This is a genomic window from Mycobacterium sp. TY815 (assembly GCF_030755135.1).
Taxonomy (GTDB): domain Bacteria; phylum Actinomycetota; class Actinomycetes; order Mycobacteriales; family Mycobacteriaceae; genus Mycobacterium.
Map to the genome: position 1 here is coordinate 201,484 of NZ_JAUFRX010000002.1, position 21,178 is coordinate 222,661.

General features: G+C 66.6%; 20 protein-coding genes and 1 tRNA gene. 17 read left to right on the forward strand and 4 right to left on the reverse strand.

Going from position 1 to position 21,178, the window contains the following annotated elements:
- Positions 1-25 precede the first annotated feature (25 nt).
- The 8 genes from QXK92_RS20570 to QXK92_RS20605 are packed head-to-tail and all read left to right on the forward strand — an operon-like array spanning position 26 to position 8,677.
- Positions 26-1,513 (forward strand): MlaD family protein, encoded by a 1,488-nt coding sequence (locus QXK92_RS20570; protein WP_306246360.1) that lies wholly within the window; start codon positions 26-28, stop codon positions 1,511-1,513.
- Positions 1,510-2,574 carry an MCE family protein gene (locus tag QXK92_RS20575; protein WP_306244735.1) on the forward strand — a complete coding sequence of 355 codons (1,065 nt, stop codon included), beginning with the start codon at positions 1,510-1,512 and terminating at the stop codon, positions 2,572-2,574. Before QXK92_RS20570 ends, QXK92_RS20575 begins: the two co-directional genes overlap by 4 nt.
- Complete coding sequence (locus QXK92_RS20580) at positions 2,567-3,607, forward strand: MlaD family protein (RefSeq protein ID WP_306244737.1); 1,041 nt, start codon at positions 2,567-2,569, stop codon at positions 3,605-3,607. Before QXK92_RS20575 ends, QXK92_RS20580 begins: the two co-directional genes overlap by 8 nt.
- Positions 3,604-4,710, forward strand: a complete 1,107-nt coding sequence (locus QXK92_RS20585) for an MCE family protein (protein ID WP_306244738.1) — start codon at positions 3,604-3,606, stop codon at positions 4,708-4,710. The genes QXK92_RS20580 and QXK92_RS20585 overlap by 4 nt, the downstream gene beginning before the upstream one ends.
- Positions 4,707-5,912 carry an MlaD family protein gene (locus tag QXK92_RS20590; protein WP_306244740.1) on the forward strand — a complete coding sequence of 402 codons (1,206 nt, stop codon included), beginning with the start codon at positions 4,707-4,709 and terminating at the stop codon, positions 5,910-5,912. The genes QXK92_RS20585 and QXK92_RS20590 overlap by 4 nt, the downstream gene beginning before the upstream one ends.
- Positions 5,909-7,159 carry an MlaD family protein gene (locus QXK92_RS20595; protein WP_306244741.1) on the forward strand — a complete coding sequence of 417 codons (1,251 nt, stop codon included), beginning with the start codon at positions 5,909-5,911 and terminating at the stop codon, positions 7,157-7,159. Before QXK92_RS20590 ends, QXK92_RS20595 begins: the two co-directional genes overlap by 4 nt.
- Positions 7,160-7,178: 19 nt before the next feature.
- The gene (locus QXK92_RS20600) at positions 7,179-7,892 is read left to right on the forward strand and encodes a DUF3329 domain-containing protein (RefSeq protein ID WP_371934573.1); all 714 of its coding nucleotides are present in this window, start codon (positions 7,179-7,181) and stop codon (positions 7,890-7,892) included.
- A gap of 17 nt (positions 7,893-7,909) precedes the next feature.
- Entirely contained in the window at positions 7,910-8,677 is a 768-nt protein-coding gene (locus tag QXK92_RS20605) for a mannan-binding family protein (RefSeq protein ID WP_306244745.1), read from the forward strand.
- A gap of 50 nt (positions 8,678-8,727) precedes the next feature.
- Here the strand turns inward: QXK92_RS20605 and QXK92_RS20610 are convergent, their stop codons facing one another.
- Positions 8,728-9,936 (reverse strand): Ig-like domain-containing protein, encoded by a 1,209-nt coding sequence (locus tag QXK92_RS20610; protein ID WP_306244746.1) that lies wholly within the window; start codon positions 9,934-9,936, stop codon positions 8,728-8,730.
- A 209-nt stretch (positions 9,937-10,145) separates the two neighbouring features.
- On the opposite strand from QXK92_RS20610, the gene QXK92_RS20615 reads away from it, so the two are divergent.
- Positions 10,146-10,221: transfer RNA gene (locus QXK92_RS20615), tRNA-Lys, on the forward strand.
- 1 nt (position 10,222) lies between these two features.
- Complete coding sequence (locus QXK92_RS20620; RefSeq protein WP_306244749.1) at positions 10,223-11,608, forward strand: lipopolysaccharide assembly protein LapB; 1,386 nt, start codon at positions 10,223-10,225, stop codon at positions 11,606-11,608.
- On the opposite strand, the gene QXK92_RS20625 is transcribed toward QXK92_RS20620, so the two are convergent.
- Positions 11,594-12,430, reverse strand: coding sequence for an oxygenase MpaB family protein (locus QXK92_RS20625; RefSeq protein WP_306246362.1), 837 nt, complete (start codon positions 12,428-12,430; stop codon positions 11,594-11,596). The two genes, QXK92_RS20620 and QXK92_RS20625, sit on opposite strands and share 15 nt — an antisense overlap.
- A 56-nt stretch (positions 12,431-12,486) precedes the next feature.
- On the reverse strand, positions 12,487-13,092 hold the full coding sequence (locus QXK92_RS20630; protein WP_306244751.1) for a TetR/AcrR family transcriptional regulator: 606 nt from the start codon (positions 13,090-13,092) through the stop codon (positions 12,487-12,489).
- Positions 13,093-13,338: 246 nt separating this feature from the next.
- Here QXK92_RS20630 and QXK92_RS20635 point away from each other — a divergent pair, with 246 nt between their 5' ends.
- The 6 genes from QXK92_RS20635 to QXK92_RS20660 are packed head-to-tail and all read left to right on the forward strand — an operon-like array spanning position 13,339 to position 19,714.
- Entirely contained in the window at positions 13,339-14,013 is a 675-nt protein-coding gene (locus QXK92_RS20635) for an HAD-IA family hydrolase (protein WP_306244753.1), read from the forward strand.
- 42 nt (positions 14,014-14,055) lie between these two features.
- Entirely contained in the window at positions 14,056-15,282 is a 1,227-nt protein-coding gene (locus QXK92_RS20640) for a sedoheptulose 7-phosphate cyclase (protein ID WP_306244755.1), read from the forward strand.
- Positions 15,279-16,628: an ATP-grasp domain-containing protein gene (locus QXK92_RS20645; RefSeq protein WP_306244756.1), complete on the forward strand. Its 1,350-nt coding sequence runs from the start codon at positions 15,279-15,281 to the stop codon at positions 16,626-16,628. Before QXK92_RS20640 ends, QXK92_RS20645 begins: the two co-directional genes overlap by 4 nt.
- Complete coding sequence (locus QXK92_RS20650; protein WP_306244759.1) at positions 16,629-17,687, forward strand: D-alanine--D-alanine ligase; 1,059 nt, start codon at positions 16,629-16,631, stop codon at positions 17,685-17,687.
- Complete coding sequence (locus tag QXK92_RS20655; protein ID WP_306244761.1) at positions 17,666-18,466, forward strand: TauD/TfdA family dioxygenase; 801 nt, start codon at positions 17,666-17,668, stop codon at positions 18,464-18,466. Before QXK92_RS20650 ends, QXK92_RS20655 begins: the two co-directional genes overlap by 22 nt.
- A 6-nt stretch (positions 18,467-18,472) precedes the next feature.
- Positions 18,473-19,714 (forward strand): FAD-dependent oxidoreductase, encoded by a 1,242-nt coding sequence (locus QXK92_RS20660; RefSeq protein WP_306244763.1) that lies wholly within the window; start codon positions 18,473-18,475, stop codon positions 19,712-19,714.
- Here QXK92_RS20660 and QXK92_RS20665 read toward each other — a convergent pair.
- Positions 19,695-20,267, reverse strand: a complete 573-nt coding sequence (locus tag QXK92_RS20665; protein WP_306244765.1) for a TetR family transcriptional regulator — start codon at positions 20,265-20,267, stop codon at positions 19,695-19,697. The genes QXK92_RS20660 and QXK92_RS20665 overlap by 20 nt on opposite strands.
- Positions 20,268-20,329: 62 nt before the next feature.
- Here QXK92_RS20665 and QXK92_RS20670 point away from each other — a divergent pair, with 62 nt between their 5' ends.
- Entirely contained in the window at positions 20,330-21,178 is an 849-nt protein-coding gene (locus QXK92_RS20670) for a lysophospholipid acyltransferase family protein (protein ID WP_306244768.1), read from the forward strand.

The following is a 21,178-nucleotide window of genomic DNA, read 5'->3' on the forward strand; positions in this document are numbered from 1 at the left end:
GGATCGTCAGCTACTCGGTTACGGCATGGCCGTCGCGCTGGTCGCGACGCTGCTGACGGTAGGCCTGCTGTACAAGTCGACGGGACGACTCAACGACTATGTGCGGGTGGTCGCCGATCTGGTCAACGTGGGCGACGGGCTGCCGCAGAAATCGGACGTGAAATATCACGGCGTGCTCGTCGGCATGGTCAACAGCGTTGTTCCGGCCGAGCACGGTAAGCCCAACTTCGTCCACATCGACCTCAAACCCGAATACGCCCAGTCGATTCCGGCCGCGGTGACCGCGCGGGTGGTGCCCAGCAACGTGTTCGCGGTGTCGTCGGTGCAACTCGTCGGAAACGGACCCGGATCGATCATCCGGCCGGGCACGCACATTCAGGAAGACAAGAACCTGCCGACCGTGCTGTTCCAGACCACGGTGAGCAAGCTGCGTGACCTGCTCGCCGCGGTGGGCCGCGGTCGCGAAGACCGGTCCGTGGGAATCCTGGCGGCCCTTGCCGCGGCCACCGACCACCGGCGCGCGACGCTGTTGACCAGCGGCAAACAACTGAATCGTCTTATCGAACAACTGAATTCGATCGTCAGCACCGACGCGGGCCCCTCGACGGTGTCGGCGTTGCTGGACGCAACGAGGGGGCTGCAGTCCACCGCCCCCGACCTGCTCGACGCGCTGCACGAAGCCGTGGAGCCCATGCAGACCTTCGCCGAGACCCGCGGGCAGCTGACCGCGCTGCTCTCCGGTGCGCAGAACACCATCGGGACAACACATCAATCGTTCGGCAACCACATGGATCAACTCATCCGGATCTCGACCGAGATGACGCCGGTGCTGGGCGTGCTGGCCATGCGGTCCAACAACTTCGTCCCCGCGGTCAGCAAGCTGGACAACCTGGCCCGCAAATTCATGGAAGAAGTCTGGGTGCCCGAACTCGGCGTCGGGAACATGCGGACCAGGATCTCGTTCACCCAGACTTTCGCCTACACCCGCGCCGACTGCCCGCACTACGGCGAGCTGAAAGGCCCCAGCTGCTACACCGCGCCGCTGGTTCCGAACAAGCCCGATCTGCCGGACGTGCTGCTTCCGCAGAATTACCAGCCACCCAAGGATCTGGCACCGCCGCCGGGGACGGTGGTGGGACCGGACGGCAATCTGGTGGCGGTCGGCCCGCCGCTGGTGAACCCGCCGCCAAACCTCACCGATCCCAATCCCCCTCTGCCCCCCTTCATTTCGCCGTCGCCACCGATACGGACCGGCGCCAACCCGGACGACCCGGACCCGTCACCTCCGGCGCACGGCCCGTTGCCGCCGGCGCCACTGCTGGGACCGCCGGCCGCCGGCTCGGTGCCGTCGTCCTTCGGCGGAACCGTCGGTCCGGTGGGCAGTGATTACGAGCGGACCATGCTGGGCGTCATCACCGGGCGCCCCGCCACGGCCGCCACCGAGATACTGCTCGGCCCCGTGGCGCGCGGCACCACGGTGTCGGTGGTTCACCCGGACGGGGGGCCCAGGTGAAGTTCCGCGGTCCGCTGATCGGCCTGACGCTGTTCATGGTCATCGCTTTGACGCTCACCTGGCTGGTGTATGTGAGCTTGCGCCGCGACGTCGCCGGCAACACCGCGTCGTACTCCGCGATGTTCACCGACGTCTACGGGCTTCGCGAGGGCGACGACGTCCGGATGGCCGGGGTGCGCGTCGGCCGCGTCGAAAAGGTGGAGCTGGGCGGCAAACTCGCGAAGGTCTCCTTCGTGGTGCAAACCGACCAGCACCTGTTCGGCAACACCGTCGCCTCGGTGACCTACCAGAACATCGTCGGACAGCGCTATCTCGGGCTTTCCCTGGGCAAGCAAGGAAGTCAGGCCCAGCTGAGCCCGGGCGCCACCATTCCCCTGGACCGCACCGAACCGTCGTTCGACGTCACGGCGCTGCTCAACGGTTATGAGCCGCTGTTCAGCCTGCTCAATCCGCGCGACGCCGACAAGCTCACCAAAGGCGTCATCGAGTCACTGCAGGGCGACACCTCCTCGCTTGCCACGTTGATCAGCCAAACATCAACGCTAACCGAAACTTTCGCCGGAAAAGACCAGGCCCTGGGCGACGTGATCACCAACCTCAACAAGGTGGTCGCCAGCCTTGCCGCGCAGAACGCCAATCTGGACGGGGTGATCACGCAGACCCGCGAGGTGGTCGCCGCGCTGGACCAACGCCGGCCGGAGTTGGTGTCCTCGATGGGTTCGCTGTCACGAATGATGAGCAACCTGTCGGTGGCCGCCGAGCAGGACTATCCGGCATTGCGGGAGTTCATCGACCGCCGGCCGGGCGTGGCCCGGCACCTGATGGATGTCGAACCTCAGGTTGCGTTCTTCGGCGACAACATCCCGTTGCTGTTGAAAGGGCTGGTGCGAGTGGGCAATCAGGGCGCCTACGGCAACGCCTACCTCTGCGACCTGAACATGTTCGGGTTCTTGCCGGGACTCAACGACGTCGTGCCGATCATCGTCAACGCCGCCACGCCGGGTAATAAGGCGTGGCACACCCCCCGCTGCCGGAACACGGACGGGAGGCCCGGTGGCTAAGCCGTTTTCGCGACTGACGAAGCGTCCGCTGGAGAACTACAACCCGCTGTGGTTGGGCCTGTCGGCCGTCGTCGTCGTCGCCATCGTGATCGGCTCGATGCTCGTCGTGCATGCGCTGGGCGCCGGGTACAAGCACTACACGGCCGAATTCCTGCAGGCGGCCTCGCTGCGGCCCGGCAACCCGATCACCGTGGCGGGCATACCGGTTGGCGAGATCACCAGTATGAAGCTGAACGGCGACCACGTCGAGGCGGGCTTGAAGATTCGCGACAACGTCGCACTGGGCCGGGATTCCCGAGCATCGATCAAGGTCACCACGATTCTGGGATCGCGCTACCTCGCCGTGCAGCCGGACGGTCCCGGCTCACTCCCCCGCGGCACCTTCGACGTGACGCACACCGAGGTGCCCTACGACCTGCAGGCCGCTTTGCAGGATGCCACAACGACTTTCGAGCAGGTGGACTCCGACCGGTTCGCGCAATCGCTGGCCGTGCTGGGCAAGCAACTCGAGGGCCTGCCCGCGGTGGTGCCCCAAGCGATGGCCAATATCGACTCGCTGTCCTCGATCATCGCCCAGCGCCGCGACCAACTCGGCCAGCTTCTGCGCAGCACCGAACAGGTCACCAACACCTTGCGGCGGCAACAATCCAGCATCGGCAACGTGGTCAACCAGGCCCAGGACCTCCTGGGCCAATTCGTGGCCCGCCGCGCCGTCTTCCACGCGATGATGCGATCCATGACCAGCCTGGTGGACACCCTGCACCAGATCGTGGTCAACGACCGGTCGGGGGTCGAGGGCCTGCTCAAAGACATGCGCGAGTTCACCGACATGATGGCCAAACACGACGATCTGCTGCGCGATCTGCTGCAGATCACCCCCATCTTCATGCGGGAGGCGGCGAACCTGACCGGTGACGCGAACGCGGTGAGCTTCAACGCCCCCAGTGCGTTGCTCGTCGATTCCTGGATGTGTGCGATCAGCGGGCGCGCCCAGCAGTTCGGCCTGATCCCCTACTACAAGGACTGCAAATGAAGTCCCGCGTCATCACCATCACCGCGCTGCTGGCGGTCGCGGTCGCGGTGATCGGGGGCGGTTGGTGGTATCTGGCGGGTAGCAAAGAACCGATCACGGTGACCGCCCAATTCGACAGCGCCTCAGGACTGTACGAAGGCAACGTGGTGGCGGTCCTGGGCATGCCCGTCGGCAAGGTCACCAGGATCACCCCGCGGGGTGGATACGTCGAAGTCCAGTTCACCGTCGATCGCGAGGTCAAAGTGCCGGCGAACGCGCAAGCCGTCACCGTGTCGACGTCGATCCTCACCGACCGGCAGATCGAGCTGACACCGCCCTACCGCGGCGGTCCGGTGCTGGAGAACCACGACACCATCGGGTTGACCCGGACCCGCACGCCCGTCGAATTCAGCCGCGTGCTGGCCGTTCTGGACAGGGTCACCAAGTCGCTGGAGGGCGACGGACACGGCGGCGGCCCGCTGGCTGACGTCCTCAACGGCGGCAGCGAAGTACTGAACGGCAATGGCGGGAAAATCAAAGGCGCGCTTGACGAACTGTCCAGGGCGCTGCGGCTGAGCAGTGACGGAGGCGCGCAGACCCGCGCCCAGATCACCGCGATCGTCAAGAACATCAGCTCGCTGTTCCAGGCCGCCGCCGACAACGACGGCAAACTCCGGGACTTCGCCTCCACCATCCACCAGGTCAGCCAGATTCTTGCCGACGAGGACATCGGCACCGGCAGCACCGGCCGCAAACTCGACCAACTGGTAAAGCGGACGGGCGACCTGCTCGACGCCAACCGCGACACCATCAGGCAGGCCGCGCTCAACGGCAACCAGCTGGCCACAACGCTGGTCGATCGGCGCCGCGAACTCGCCGAAACCCTGGACATCGCACCGATGCTGGCCGACAACGCCTACAACATGATCGACCGGGAGAACGGGGCGGTGCGGGCCCACTTCCTCACCGACCGGATGCTCTTCGACAGCCAGCTGACCAAGGAAGTCTGCAACCTCATGGGTCTGCGCCAGCTCGGTTGCAGCACCGGGACGGTGCAGGACTTCGGGCCCGATTTCGGCCTGACCTACGTGCTGGACGGCCTCGCCGCGATGGGTCAGAAATGACCGGCCCCGCAGCGAAAGCCGTTGCCGCACTCGGTGCGGCGGTGCTTCTCCTTTCGGGGTGCGCCACCAACGGCCTTGCCAGCCTTCCTCTCCCGGCTCCCGGCCTGGGCTCGGGCGGGTATGAACTGACCGCGGTCTTCTCCAACGCACTCAACCTGCCGATGAACGCCAAGGTCAAACTCGCCGGCGCCGACGTCGGGCAGGTCGAGTCGATGGTGGCCCGCAACTACACCGCGGTCACCACGCTGCGCATCCGCGACGGCGTGCTGTTGCCGCGAGGCAGTACCGCCGAATTGCGCACCGCCACACCGCTGGGCGATGTGTTCGTCTCGGTGCGCCCACCCACCGACGCCACGCCGGAGACTCCGCTGCTGAAGAACGGCGACACCATCGGGCTGGACTCGACGGCGGCAGCGGCCACCGTCGAATCGGTGCTGAGCTCGGCCGCGATCCTGGTGAACGGCGGCGCGGTGCGCAATTTCACGAACGTCATCAACGGATTCGGCAAAGCCACCGGCGACCAGGGCCACGCGTTCGGCGACCTGGTTCGCAAGTCCAACCAGCTGCTCGGCACCATGGACGCGCGGTCCGGGCAGATCTCGAATGCCCTGACCGAATTGTCGCGCCTGAGCCAGGAACTCGACGCCAAGAACCAGACGCTCACCGAGGTGATGGCCGCCGCCGACCCGGCCACCACCGCGCTGGCCGCCAACACCACCGAGTTGTCCAACCTGGTGGTGCAGGTGGGTGACACCAGCAGGCTGCTGTCCAGGTTCCCCTCTCTGGGCGGCACCGACACCAGTGGCCGCAGCGTGATCCGTGATCTGAACACCATCGCCGGTGCCGCCAACGACGTGGCGGTGAGCCCGGATACCAGCTGGTTGCCACTGAACCGGATGATCCCCGCTCTGGTCAAATCCACTGCGGGCAATGCGATTTCGGTGCACACGACCGTCGACCAGCTCATTCTGGGATCGATCCCCGATATCGGCTTCCCCGGCGACCGGGGCCTGCACGGGCCTACCAGGTTCACCTGGAACGAGTTCATCGGCTCCCTGAAGTACACGCTGTGGCGGCTACAGGAGCGTGTCGTCGGGCGCGGACCGAACTCGCCGCAGGTGCCGGTGATGCCGGATCCGAACGTCCCGGGCGGCGTGATCGTCGCGCCCGCGCCGCCCCAACTGCCGGGGCCACCGCCGTGATCGACTCGCTGGCACGCGCCGTCGTCCGTGGCGTACGGGCCGCCCACCGCCGCCAGGTCTGGCTGTCGGTTGCCGGACTGGTGCTCACCCTCGTCATAGCCACCACCTACCTGCTCATCGGTGCGCTGCGGGTGACGCCGTTCGCCTCGACGTACCAAGTTACCGTGCAGTTGCCGGAATCCGGTGGGCTGCTGCCGAATCAGGATGTTGCGCTGCGCGGCGTGCGGATCGGCAGCGTCGATTCGCTACAGATCACCGACCGGGGCGTCAATGCCGTCGCCAGCATCACGTCACAGGTGCGGATCCCCGCGAACGCGGCGGTGCACGTGTCGGCACTGTCGCCCGCCGGCGAGCAGTACATCAACTTCGAAGCCGAATCCGACGCCGGCCCCTACCTGCACGACGGCAGCATCATCGGGCTCGACCGAACCAGTGTCCCGGTCAGCCTGGCGCAACTGCTCGGCGATGCCGACGGCATGCTGGCCCAGGTCGATCCGCGCAAGCTGGAGTTGATCAAGAAGGAACTGAGCCTGAGCAAGGAGGGACCCGGCAAGCTCGCCGCCATCGTCGACGGCGGCACCATGCTGCTGTCGACACTGGATTCGGTGCTGCCGGAGACCACCAGCATTCTGCGGACCAGCCGGGTGGTGCTGACCCTGGCGGCCGACAAGAACGCGGGGCTGGCGGCCACCACCGTCGACCTGCAGCGCACCCTGGCCGGCGTCGCGAGAATGCAGAGCGGCTACCGCCGCCTCACCGAGCAGACGCCGCAGGCGCTCAGTGCGATCGACGGTCTGTTCGCCGACAACTCCGAGACCATGGTGGCGCTGCTGGGCAGTCTGGCCACCGCGTCGCAGCTGCTCTACCTGCGGGTGCCGGCGCTCAACGCGCTGTTCCCCGACTACCGCGGATCGGTGCTCGACGCGGTGGCCAGCTCCTTCCACGACCACGGCGTGTGGGCGACAGCCGAGCTCTACCCCCGCTACGCGTGCGACTACGGCACCCCGTCGCATCCGCCGTCGGCTGCGGACTACTACGAACCGTTCATGTACACCTACTGCCGCGACGACGACCCGGGAGTCGGGATCCGGGGCGCCAAGAACGCGCCGCGACCGGCCGGCGACGACACCGCGGGCCCACCGCCGGGAGCGGACCTGGGACGCCGCACCGATCCGACGCCGCGGGGCCGCTTCACCATTCCAACGCCCTACGGCGGTCCGCAGCTGCCGATCGAACCGCCGCACTGAGCCCATCCAGCACGAGGAGATGACAGTGACCGCTACGACTGAGAACGACGTCGACGCCGAGGAACTCGAGGCTGCCGACGACACCGCTGCCTCTGACGACACCGGAGACAGCGAGAGCACCGACGTCTCTGACGACAGCGACGGCAGCGACGACAGCGACGACACCGGGAACAGCGAGGACGACGACGAGAACGACGAGGGGCCGCTGCTGCGCGGCAAACGCAAGGGCGAGAAAGTCAAGCGGTTCAACCGGCCCTGGCGCCACTACCTGCGCCGTAGTGTCCTCCCCCTGTTATTGGCTGCCTCTCTTGCGGTTTCGGGCTACCTGGGTTGGCTGCAGTGGCAAGCGCACCAGGTGAAGGTGGCCGGCCAGGAGGCTCAGCAAGCGGCGATCAAGTACGCCGGGGTGCTCACCAGCATCGACTCCAACAACGTCGACGAGAACTTCCGCCAGGTGCTCGACGGAGCCACCGGCGAATTCAAGGACATGTACACCCAGTCGAGCGTGCAACTGCGCCAACTGCTGATCGACAACAAGGCCACCGCGCACGGGGTGGTGGTGGACTCGGCGATCGCCTCGGAAACCGCCAACAAGGTCGTGGTGCTGGTGTTCATCGACCAGACCGTCGCCAACATGGCCGTACCCGATCCGCGCATCGACCGAAGCCGGATCAAGATGACCATGGAGAAGGTCGACGGCCGCTGGCGGGCCAGCAAAGTCCAACTGCTCTAAGCGATGTGGAGTCCACGATGATCCGGAGAATCCTCGCGGCGTCGTTGCTGACCGCCGCGACAACCGTTGCCGGTGCGCCGATCGCGCACGCGTCGGCGGAGTCGTTCTGCGGCGAGCTGGGTGGCGGCTGGGACGGTCAGTACTGTCACGCGACGGTGACCTCCGAACGCAACGCCGTGCGCGACATCAAGGTTGCGGTGCCCGCCGACCTGGTGGACAACCCCACAACCGGTCCGGCGATCCGGGACTACCTGCGAACCCTGGTAGGCAATTGGCGAAATGCCAACGCACACATGGTCGCCGATAGCTACGGCGAGGAGAACTATCAGGTCTTTCAGCACGGGAACCTGCTCAGCGCCGTCTTCCACGAGGACTACCACGCCGACGGGCCCCGGCCCAACAACGCCTACCGCACCTTCACCTTCGACATGGCGGGCGGCCGGCGGGTGCAACTGGCGGATCTGACCAACGGCAGCCCACTGGCGGCCATACCCCCGGTGGCCCAGCCCTACATCGAGACCGCGCTCAATCAGGCTGCGCCGCCTCATGACCCGGGAACCTATCCGTTTCTGACCGACCGCTGGACCCCGGACAAGGTGTACTCAGGCGCGTACCGGGCGTGGGCACTGACCCCGGACGAGTTGATCATCTACATGCCCGACTATCCGGTGGGGCACGACGAGCCGATCGACTTCAGCCCCGGCGCCCAGCAGTGGTACATGGACGGCGGAACCGTCGAAGCGCACATCCCGCTGTCCGCGCTGGGTTCGGTGCTGCGGGTCTAGCGATCGACCCCACCCATAGCGGCGACCCGCCGCGCTAGCGATCGCCGCGGCTAGCGATCGCCGGTGTTGGCGTTGCCGGCGCGCCATACATCCCACGGGATGTTCCAGTCGCCGAGGCCGTCGGTCCCGGGCAGGATGCTGCCCACCGTGTTGACGACCTCCACGACGTCCCCGCGCTTGCTGTGGTCGTAGAACCACACGGCATTGCTGGGGCTCACATTCAGACATCCGTGACTGGTGTTGGAGTGGCCCTGGGCGCCCACCGACCACGGCGCCGAGTGCACGAAGATGCCGCTGTAGGAGATCTGGGTGGCCCAGTCGACGTCGGTGCGATAACCGTTGGGCGAGTTGACCGGTACGCCGTAGGTCGAGGAGTCCATGATGATGTGCTTGAACCGCGCGCCGACGATGTAGACCCCGTTGTTGGTCGGGGTGCTGTCTTTGCCCATCGACGTCGGCATCGTCTTGACGACTTCGCCGTTGATCCGCACCGTGATGATCTTGGTGTTGTCGTCGACGGTGGCGATCATCTCGTCGCCGATGGTGAAGTGCATCTTCACGTTGTCCTCGCCGAACATCCCCTCACCGAGGTCGACGCCGTACGTGTTGACCGCGACGTCGACGTTGGTACCCGGCTTCCAGTAATGCTCTGGGCGCCAACGCACTTCGCGCCGGTTCAGCCAGTAGAACGCGCCCTCCACCGGAGGGTTGGTGGTGATCTTGATGGCCTTCTCGGCCGCGGCGCGGTCGGCGATGTTCTCGTCGAAGCGAATCGCGACCGGTTGCCCGACGCCCACCACCTCGCCGTCGCTCGGTACCACGTACGGCATCGTCAAGTGCGCCGGCGAGCTGGTCTGGAAGCTCATCTGGCGAGTCACCGCACCGCCGAGGCCGGTCGCCTTGGCGTTCAGCGTGTAGCGCCGGTTGTAGCCGAGTTGCTCGGTGGTCTGCCAGTGCAACCCGTCTGGGCTGAGTTGCCCGGCGATGGCGCGGCCGTTGTCGTTGACCATCGAAACCGACGCGAGCACGCCGTCGGCGACGGTGACCGTCACCGGCGCGTCCACGGTGACCCCCACAGCACCGTCGGTCACCGAGGAGGTGAGCTTGGGCACCAGCAGGTCGGCAAACGGCGTGCCCTTGTTTTCGATGACCTTGGCGGCGACGGGCGCACTGGGCCCGCTGCTGCAGGCAACACCGAACACAGCAACTAAGACCATGGCGGCAGCCAGCCACGATCGACGTCTGCGCAAAGGCGTCATCAAGTGACCTTCCACATTTTGTTTGCCTATCACGGTCACCGCTGACCCTGGATTGTTTCCAGCATTGTAGTGCCTCAACGGCACTCGCCGTGGCCATGCGGGGCGATTGGTGCCCGGCGGTTCGGCCGATTCAGCCCTTCGCCGACCTCGGGATTTCACTCTCCGACGGGATGCCTGTTATTGTCGAGAGCCGGTCTCAGGCCGAGCACGCGCCGTTAGCTCAGTTGGTAGAGCAGCTGACTCTTAATCAGCGGGTCCGGGGTTCGAAACCCTGACGGCGCACCACATGCCAACGTCTCGACACCCTTCCGAGCAAACGCGGCCGCAGGACCCGTCGGACGAAACCGACGACCTCGAGGCAGCGTTTCAGCGGGCTCTGCATTCCGGCGACCTTGAACAGGCGGCGCCCGCGGCGTTCGCCCTGGGACGCCGGCGGGCCGCCGAGGGTGACGCCGACGGCGCTCGGGCGGCCTATCAATGGGCCATCGACTCCCAGCACCCGCACTGGGGCTCCGCCGCCGCGTTCGCACTCGGCTTTCTGCTGGCCGGACAGGGCGACGAGGCGGGCGCGACGGCCTACCAACAGGCCATCGAGTCCGGCCACGCCGAACACGCGCCGATGGCGGCACTGAACCTGGGAAACCTGCTGGCCGAACGCGGTGAGGCGGATGAGGCAGAAGCGGCCTATCGCGTGGCGATCGAGTCCGAGCATGAGCAGTCGATTCTGATCGCGCTGCTGCAACTGGGCGGATTGCGGGCCGGTCGCGGCAATGCCGCCGGGGCCGAGGTGGCCTACCGAATCGCCGCTGCATCCGGAAACCCCGAGGTCATTCCTACTGCTGCCTTCAATCTGGCACTGACCAGAGAAGCACTAGGTGACACCGAGGGCTCCGCGGAGGCCTACCAGATCGTCATCGCCACCGATCACCCCGAACTGGCACCCTTGGCCGTCTTCAATCTGGCCACCCTGCTGGAAAAGCAGGGTGATCTCGCCGGAGCGGCAACGGCCTCTCAGGCCGCGGTCGACTCCGGTCACCCTGAGCTGGTGCCCAGGGCTCTGGTCAATCTGGGACAGCTGCGCGAGAGATCCGGTGACTTCGACCGCGCGCGGGCGTCCTATCGCCTGGCGATGGACAGCGGGGACGCCGAGGCGGCGCCGCGGGCGGCGATCAACATGGCGAGGCTGCAGGAGAAGGACGGTGATTTCGCCGACGCCACCGCGTTCTATCAGTCGGCGATCGATTCCGGGCATCCCGAGCACGCACCGGAGGCCGCGAATTCGCTGGGGATGCTGCGGGCCGGGCTCGGAGACATCGAGGGCGCCACGACCGCGTACCAGTTCGCACTCGACTCGGGCCACCCCGACCACGCGCCCGGAGCCGCACTCAGATTCGGGATCCTGTGGGCGGGACGGGGCGAGGTGAAGCGCGCGGCGGCCGCGTTCCAGGAGGCGGCCGACTCCGGGAACACCGAGTCTGGGCCGGCGGCCGAATTCGGACTCGGCACATTGTGGGCCGAGAACGGCGACCTTCCGGCCGCCCAGGCAGCCTTCCGGCGCGCGATCGAATCTGGCCACCCGGTGTGGGCTCCGAAGGCACTCGAACGCTCGCAGAGCACCCCGCCGCAAGCCCGGCGCGGTCTGTTCCGCCGAAAGCCGTCAGCCGGCGACTGAAACTTCGGCAGCCTCTGCCGCGGCGCTGCCCGGAGTCATGATCCAGCGGATGCTCCCGACGGCCACACGACCGGCCATGCGTGTCACCGTCGTCTCCAGCAGCGGGACATGGGGAAGCAACAACGGCCGGCGTGCCCACCCCGGCAGCATCGCCACCGCGGTGGCGGCCAGCACGCCGTACGCGGGCCTCGCCGGCAATGGCAACGGAGGCGTCAACAGCAGGAACCGGGCGGCATCCCGGGCAGCAGCCGTTCCGCGCAGTTCGGGACGGAATTCTTCGATGCGATCGTGCAGTTCTCGCTCGGTCACCGGCGGTGTCGGCACGCCGAGCGCGCGTGCCACGACGGCCATGTCGGCGACGTAACCGTCTCGGCCGGCCTGGTCGAGCGGGGCGGCACCGTAGAGCTGATGGGCGAGCAGGAAGCTGTCCACCTCGGCGATGTGAACCCACTCGAGCAGATGCGGGTCGGAGGCCTGATACGGCCGCCCGTCCGGTGCGACGCCGTGCACGTATTTGTGGATGCGCCGGACGTGGTCGACCGCGGCCTGGGCATCGGCGGCACAGCCGAAAGTGGTCGTGGCCAGAAAGGTGCTGGTGCGTTGCAGCCGTCCCCAGGGATCGCCGCGATAGTCCGAGTGCTCGGCCACCCCCGCCATGGCCAGCGGGTGCAGGGACTGCAACAGCAGGGCCCGCAATCCGCCGACGAACATCGACGCGTCGGCGTTGACCCGACGGATGGGGCGGTCCGCGGCGAACCACCGGTCACCCGGTGTGCCGTGGATGCGCTCCCGATTGGCCGGCCCGTCCGGCCCGGCCACCATGCCGAACAGCTTGCTTCCCAGGTCACGCCGAACAGCGCCGACCGCCGACAAGATAGTCACGTGTCCACCGTACGAGTCGGGACACGCTGCGCGTCCGCGCTTCTCAAGACCATGTCGACAGCGGCCTCGATAATCTCGTCGTCCGGGAGGGTGCCGTACATCAGCGACGGACATGCGACGACACCGGTCAGCATGGAGACGGCCGCGTCCAGTGCCGCACCGGTGAACACCTCGCCCAGCATCGCGTACATCTGATGCTGGCCGTCGGTATTGACCTTGTCTCTGAGTGCCCTGATCTGCTCCTGGGACGCCCACTGCGCCATGCTGGCGAGCACCCGGTCGAGTCGCATGTCGATGATTCCGGAACGGAAGACCTTGAGTTCCCCGATGAGGTCCGTGCGCAGGTCGCCGGTCCGTTTGTGGTGCGGCATCTCCCCGAGTGATTCGATCGCCAGGGTGATCAGGTCCACGCGTGCCGGCCAGTGCGTGTAGACCGTGGTTTTGGAGTAGCCGGCCAGCTCAGCCACCCGCGCATGCGTAATCGCTTCGGATCCTTCGTCATTGAGGATCTTGAGGGTGGCCCGCGCAACGTCGCCACGAGTCCGTGCGACCCGTGCGTCTTCGCCGCCGTCGGACGGCCGGTTAGCCGGTACCGGAGTCATCTCTGCCGCGCCTCTGCTTTCGCAACGGCCCCCTCTTCGCCTTCGCCGTCCGCTGGCTCGTTCGGGCCAGAAGTCTACTGAACAACACGTCGGCCCTGCGTAACGCGACGGCGAGTCCGCGCGCTACGCGGGGAACGACATTTGCTGGACAGAGTATCCACTATCCGCAGCTCTAATCACTACTGTACGTTTAGATCAGTAGTGGACGGGGCAACCACCATCAGTCCACTCGATCAAAGGAAACTCATGACAGCCGTCCTTTTCGGATCCATCAGCACTCTTGCCGACACATCGGAACTTCAGCGCAGGGCATTCAACGAAGCGTTTGCCTCTTCCGGGCTCGACTGGGAGTGGTCGCGTGACGAGTACGTCGGGATGTTGGGATCCAACGGCGGCGCTCAACGGATCCGGGACTATGCGCAGTCGCGCGGGCAGGACGTCGACGCCGCGGCGGTGCATGCACTGAAGTCGGAGATATTCCAGCGCCTGCTCGGCGACTTTGAGGTGACCCCGCGCGATGGCGTCACCGCCACGATCGCCGAGGCCAAGAAGAACAACCACAAGGTCGGCTTCGTCACCACCACCTCGCCGGCCAACATCGACGCGCTGCTGTCGGCACTCGAGCCGGAGATCAGCGCCGAGACCTTCGACCTCATCGTCAACAAGGAATCCGTGGCGGCCGCCAAACCCGATGCGGCGGCGTACGAATTCGCTTTGGACAAGCTCGGTGAGCGCGCCGACAGCGTCGTCGCGATCGAAGACAACCTGGGCGGTGTCGCGGCAGCGGTGCAGGCAGGTATCCCGTGCATCGCGTTTCTGAACGAGAACACGAGCCGAGCCGAGCAGGCCGAATACACGGCTGCGATCCAGATCGTCGACTCCTTAGACCCCGAAACGGTTCTCGGCCTCGCCACGTCCTGACCCCATCCCCCATCAAGACCCCCCGCCCCGAGGAGTAACGCCTTGAGCAACCTTCAAGCCCGAGTGACGGCCGGCGACAGAGCCTTTCACGTCGAAGGCTACGAACGAATCGAGTACGACCTGCTTTACGTCGACCACGTGTTCGCGCCGGACAACACCGAACTCGCGGACAGTTACCGGGAGTACGGACGCGCACTGTCGGTCGTCGACGACACGGTCTACCAGATCTACGGCGATGCGATGCGGTCCTACTTCAGCCATCACGACATCGAGCTCACCGTTATCCCGGTGCAGATCCGCGAAACGGCCAAGTCGCTGGAGACCTACGAGCAGATCGTCACCAGGTTCGACGCCTTCGGTCTGGTGCGCACCGAACCGGTGCTGGTCGTCGGCGGCGGGCTGACCACCGACGTCGCCGGATTCGCTTGCGCCAGTTACCGGCGCAACACGCCCTACATTCGGATTCCGACCACGCTGATCGGCCTGATCGATGCGAGTGTCTCCATCAAGGTGGCGGTCAATCACGGCAAGCACAAGAACCGGCTGGGCGCCTACCACGCATCCGAGAAAGTGCTGCTGGACTTCTCGTTCCTGAAGACGCTGCCCGAAGATCAGGTGCGCAACGGCATGGCCGAACTGATCAAGATCGCGGTGGTTGGCAACGCCGAGATCTTCGAGCTGTTGGAAGTGCACGGCGCCGATCTGCTGCGAACCCGGTTCGGCCACCTCGACGGCACCGCGGAGCTACGTGCCGTGGGAGACCGGCTCACCTACCTGGCGATCGCAACGATGCTCGACCTGGAAGCGCCCAATCTGCACGAGATCGACTTGGACCGGGTTATTGCCTTCGGGCACACGTGGAGTCCGACTTTGGAACTCACGCCACCCACCCCGTTCTTCCACGGCCACGCCATCAACATCGACATGGCGTTGTCGACGACGCTTGCCGAGCAGCGCGGACACCTCTCGGTCAGCGATCGTGACCGCATACTCAACGTGATGAGTGCGCTGGGCCTGGCCCTGGACAGCGAGCATCTGACCTCGGAGCTGCTCGAGCGGGCCACAGTGGCGATTCTCAAGACACGCGACGGCCGACTGCGGGCGGCCGTACCCGACCCGATCGGCCGGTGCCGCTTCCTCAACGACGTCACCACCAGCGAGCTGGCCGATACGTTGTTGCTGCACAAGAAGATCTGCCTCGAGTTTCCCCGCGCAGGAGACGGCGTCGACGTCTTTGCGGCACCTGCGCCGGGAGCGATGCGCACGTGACGGCCACGCTGGACGAAGCCACCGGTGTTCGGGTACACCGGATCTCGGATGCCGACGTGGGCCGCACGCTGGCCACCCTTGTCGTCCTGTTCGGCACGCTGCCGTTCGACCTCGCGCTGGTGCTGGTCGCGTTACTCGCCGGACGGCGGCCGTCGCGCGGGCGCCTGCCCGCCCAGGCTCGCCGAACCATCCTGCTCAACGGCGGGAAGATGACGAAGGCGCTGCAGCTGGCGCGGTCGTTTCACCTGGCCGGGCACCGGGTGATCCTCGTCGAATCCGAGAAATACCGGTGGACCGGGCATCGGTTCTCCCGCGCGGTGGACGCGTTCTACTGCGTGCCGGAGCCGACCGAACCGGGTTACGCGCTGGCGCTGCTCGACATCGTCCGGTACGAGAACGTCGACGTCTACGTGCCGGTGTCCAGCCCTGCCGGAAGTGTGCCCGATGCGGTGGCGCGCGAGTTGCTCGACGGCGCCTGTGACGTCGTCCATTCGGACGCAAAGACCGTGCAATTGCTCGACGACAAGGCCGAGTTCGCCTCGACCGCAGCATCATTGAGCCTGCGCGTGCCGGACTCCCACCGCATCACCGACGCCCGGCAGGTGGTCGACTTCGCGTTCCCAGCGGGGCGCAGCTACATCCTCAAACGCATCGCGTACGACCCCGTCGGACGGATGAACCTCACCCGGTTGTCCGGAGCGACGCCCGACCGCAATGCCGCCTACGCGCGATCGCTGCCGATCTCCGAGGACGACCCCTGGATCCTGCAGGAATTCATCGAAGGGCGCGAGTACTGCACCCACGGCACCGCCCGCAGCGGACGCCTGCAGGTCTACGGCTGCTGCGAATCCTCCTCCGCCCAGGTCAACTACCGCAATGTCGACAAGCCGGAAATCCGGCGGTGGGTCGAGACGTTCGTCAAGAACCTCAACCTGAGCGGGCAGGTGTCCTTCGATTTCATCGAGGCCCGGGACGGGCAGGTGTACGCCATCGAGTGCAATCCGCGGACCCACTCGGCGATCACCATGTTCCACGACCATCCGGACCTCGCGGCCGCCTATCTCGATGACAACCATCCGCTTATCACCCCGAACGACGGCGCTCGGCCCACTTACTGGATCTACCAAGAACTTTGGCGCCTGCTTCGGCACCGCGGGCGGATCAGCAGGCTCGTGACCATGCTGCGGGGTAAGGACGCGATCTTCGCCGGATGGGATCCGATGCCCTACCTGATGGTGCATCATCTGCAGATCCCGGCGCTGCTGTGGGCCAATCTCCGAGCCGGAAAGGGTTGGAGCCGTATCGACTTCAACATCGGAAAGCTCGTCGAGAACGGCGGGGACTGAATGACCGCGCCGCCCCGCGTATCGGTCCTGCATCTCGTGGGGTCCGCGGTCGACGAGTTCCATGCCGAATTGTCACGGCTCTACGCGCGCGCCTGCCTGGCCGCGCTGGCGGGCGAGGACTATGACGTGCTGCTGGCATACGTGTCGCCCGACGGGTCCTGGCGGTTTCCCGCGGACCTCAGCGCCGAAGCGCTGAGTTCGGCCAGGCCTTTACCGGTTTCGAAGGCGATCGCGCATCTGCGTTCGCTGCGGGTGGATGTCGTGGTGCCGCAGATGTTCTGCCTGCCCGGGATGACCTCCTACCGGCGCCTGCTGAGCGCACTGCGACTCCCCTTTATCGGCAACCCGCCCGAGGTGATGGAGATCGCGGCGGACAAGGCGGCAAGCCGGGCGATCGTCTCCCAGGCAGGCGTCGCGGTGCCCGCCGGTGAGGTGGTGCGGGCCGGTGACCGCTCGACCCTGCCGCTGCCAGTGGTCGTCAAACCGGTCTGCGCGGACAACTCGGTGGGCGTGTCGCTGGTGCGCACACCGGCCGAACTCCCGTCAGCGATCGATCGGGCGCTCGCCCACGGAACCTCGGCTTTGGTCGAGACTTACGTCGAGCTGGGCCGAGAAGTACGGTGCGGCATCGTCGTTCGTGACGGAGAGCTGGTGTGCCTGCCGCTGGAAGAGTACGCGGTGGACACCACCGCCAAGCCCATCCGCGACCACGAGGACAAATTGCGCCGCTCGCAGGGTGGTGAGCTGTACCTCGTCGCGAAGGACGCGTGCCATGCGTGGATCGTTCCCGTCGACGACCCGATCACCGACGTGGTCTGGGAAGCCGCGCGGCGCTGTCATCTGGCCCTGGGATGCCGCCACTACAGCCTGTTCGACTTCCGCATCGACCCCGACGGACGGGTGTGGTTCCTCGAGGCCGGCCCGTACTGCTCGTTCGCCCCGACCAGCGTCATCGCCGTGATGGCGGCAGCGGCGGGCATGGACGTGGCGGAGTTGTTCGCCGACCAACTCCGCGAACTCGGTCTCGAAGGAACGCCATGCTTGAGTGCGCAACGCTGAAACCGCTGGGCGCCTTGGTGACCGACCTAACGGTCGGCGCGCTCAGTGAGAGCGAAGTGCACCAGTTGCGGACCGTGCTTGCCCGGCGCGGTGTCATCGTTCTGCCGGGTCAGGCCGTCGACGACACTGCGTTTCTGCAATTCCTGCGCAGCTTCGGCGATCCGGTGTTCACGGTGGGCGAGACTCCCGTACCGGACTTTCCGGACCTCAACGTGGTGAGCAACGTCGGCCGCGACCGCCCGCCCCGCTCCACGTTTCACACCGATACCAGTTACGTGCGAAATCCCCCCGCCTATACCGCTTTACGAGCGGTCAGGGTGCCCAGCCGCGGCGGGCACACGCTGTTCACCGACCAGTACGCGGCGTACCAGACGCTGCCCGAGCGGGTCCGCGAGTGCCTCCACGGGCGCACCGTAACCCACATCATGACGGGGCTGGAGTTGGACGAAGACCAGGAGACGTCGGCGGAGCATCCAATCTTCCGGCCGCATCCGCTGTCCGGGCGGACGGCGCTGTACCTGTCGGCGCCGCAGCGCTGCGCCGCGGTCAGCGGGATGACGCCGGACGTGGCGGCCGAGACCGTCGCGTACCTGTTCCGGCATTCCACGCGAGCGGACAACACCTACCGCCACGAATGGTCGGACGGCGACGTCGTGATGTGGGACAACCGCTGCGTGCTGCACTGCGCCGACCACAGCGGGGTGGTCGGCGACCGCATCATGCACCGCGGTATGGTCGCCGATCACCGGTCAGGTTTTCCAGTTCCACCGAAAGAGTGAGCTGATATGGACGAAACGGAAGTTCTGGTCATCGGCGCGGGGCTGGCCGGCCTTCGCTGCGCCGACGTGCTGGCGGCCGCCGGTCGCGACGTGCTGATCTGGGAAGCCAAGAGCGCCGTGGGCGGCCGCATCCGTACCGACAACGTCGACGGGTTCCGGTGCGACCGCGGCTTTCAGGTGCTCAATCCCGCCTACCCGGAGCTGCGTCGCGCGGTCGATCTGGCAAAGCTGAAACTGCAACCGTTCGGCGCGGGTGTCGTGGTCCGCCGCGAAGAGGGTTCGGCGGTGTGGGTGCATCCGCTGCGCGCCCCCGGGCGGGTGCCGGCCATGCTGGCCTCCGGCGGCATCTCGCCGCGCGACGCGCTGGCAGTGGCGCGCTGGGCCGCCCCGGCGCTACGGCCCAAAACGCTGAAGACCCACACCGATCGCGACGTCAGCCTCAGCGAGGCGCTGGATCGGGCGGGCGTCCGTGGCGAGGTGCGCAGGGTGATCGACCGCTTTCTGGCGGGGGTCCTCCTGGACACCAGCGGGGAGAGCTCGAACGCGTTCGCGCTACTTCTGGCGCGCATGTTCCTGCTCGGGGTGCCTGCGCTGCCGGCCGGCGGCATGGAGGCCCTCCCCCAACAGCTTGCCGCCCGCGTCGGTGAGCGAATAGCGTTCAACCACAGGGCGTTCCGAATCGACCCGGATGTCAAGGAGTACCAGGTCCACGCGGATGGGGCGCGCGTCCGGGCGCGACACGTGGTGGTGGCCACCGAAGCCGTAGCGGCCGCGTGGCTGACGTCGGAGACGGCACCGCCCATGCACGGGGTGGTGACCGATTGGTGGGCCACCGGGGTGCCGGTCGCGGGACCACCGATGCTCCGGGTGGACGGCCGCCGGCACCCGCCGGGTCCGGTGCTGAATACGGCGGTGATCAGTGCTGCCGCCCGCACCTACGCCCCGCCTGGCCAACACCTCATCGCGGCGTCAGCGGTGCTGGAGCGGGACGGGACGGTGCCCCCGGAAAATGTGATGCGCGAACACGCCGCCGACATCCTCAACAGCGATCAACGTCAGTGGAGGCCGTTGGTTCGCCACGTCATACCCAATGCGCTCCCGGCGCAGACCCCGCCACTCTCGGTTCGCCGCCCGATCCGCACGCAGGCCGGTGTCTGGCTGTGCGGTGACCATCGCGACACCGCCTCCATCCAGGGTGCGCTGGTCAGTGGGCGCCGTACCGCGGAGGCTATTCTCGCGGCGCGATGATTCGCCGGGCGGCCTCGACGAGGGCCGCCCGCCGCGCCGCGATGGCCTCGGGATCGGACGTCCGCGCGTCCGGGTGCGGCGACTGCGCCCACGACAGCCCGACGCCGAACAACACCACCAGCAACTCCAACGGGTCCCACGCCGGATCGACCTGCCCGGCCGCCTGCGCTTCCTCGATGGCACGGATGTCGCGGGCCGGCACGGAATCCCACTCCTGCGAAGGCGGCGGGTCGAGCGTCAGCCCCTCCAGGTTGGCCCAGGTGATCATGCGCAGGTGTTCCGGACGCCGGCAGGCCAGGTCGTAGATGTCACCGACGAACTCCGCGACGGCCTCGGGCCGGACCACTACGGCGGCGAAGAACTCGGCGCTGTCGGCCGCGACGACGCTGCGAAACAGCGTTTCTTTGTCCCGGAAGTGCGCGTACAACCGCTCTTTGCTGGCATTTGCCGCGCGGGCGATGCGGTCGATCCGGGCGCCGGCCAGACCGAACTGAGCGAACTCCGATCGCGCTGCGGTCAGGATCGTGTCCCGGAGTTCATCTGTACTACGCACCGCCAAAAGCTACCATACGAACTAGTTCGTTCGGTATAGTGACCGGAGAAACGGAGGACACCATGACCGAGACACACCTGACTGTGATGAACCACCCCCGCCGGGTGCAGAAGTTGAGCGAGGCGCTGCAGAAGATCCAGGCCGGCATCGAACCCGTCGTCGACCTGTACCGCCCTTATGTCGACGGGCTGGAAAATCTGCCCGCAGATGGCCGATTCCTGTTGGTGGGCAACCACACTCAACAGGCATTCGCCGAGATTCTGCTCATTCCGCACTACGTACGGCGGGCGATCGGGACGCGGGTGCGGCCACTGGCCGACCGCAGGTTCGGTGAGAGGAAAGGACTCGGGGGTGACATCATCGCCGCCTACGGCGGCGTCGTCGGCTCCCCGGAGACGGCGCGCGAACTGATGCGCCACGACCAGACCATCCTGGTTTTCCCTGGCGGCGGCCGCGAGATCGCCAAGTTCAAGGGCGAGGAATACCGGCTGAATTGGCAGGGCCGGTCCGGATTCGCGCGCCTTGCCGTGGAATGCGGCTATCCGATCGTGCCGGTCGGATTGGTCGGCGGCGACGACGTCTACAAGAGCCTGGTGACCCGCGACAGCAGGGTGGGCCGGCTCAGCCAGGCGGTCAGCAAGAGACTGAGCGGCACGGCCGATATGGCAATGCCCTTGCTCAGAGGCATCGGCCCGACTCTCATCCCCCGTCCACAGCGGATGTACCTACGGTTCGGCGACCCGATCAATACCGTCAAACCACAACGGGTGAAAGCCGATTCGTGGGTGACGACGGTACGTGACAACACTCAGCACGAACTCGAAGCGATCCTTCGCGATCTGCAGGTGTTGCGGGCCGACGACCCGTTCCGGGAACTCAATCCGCTGGCGTGGGCACACGCGGTCGCCTGA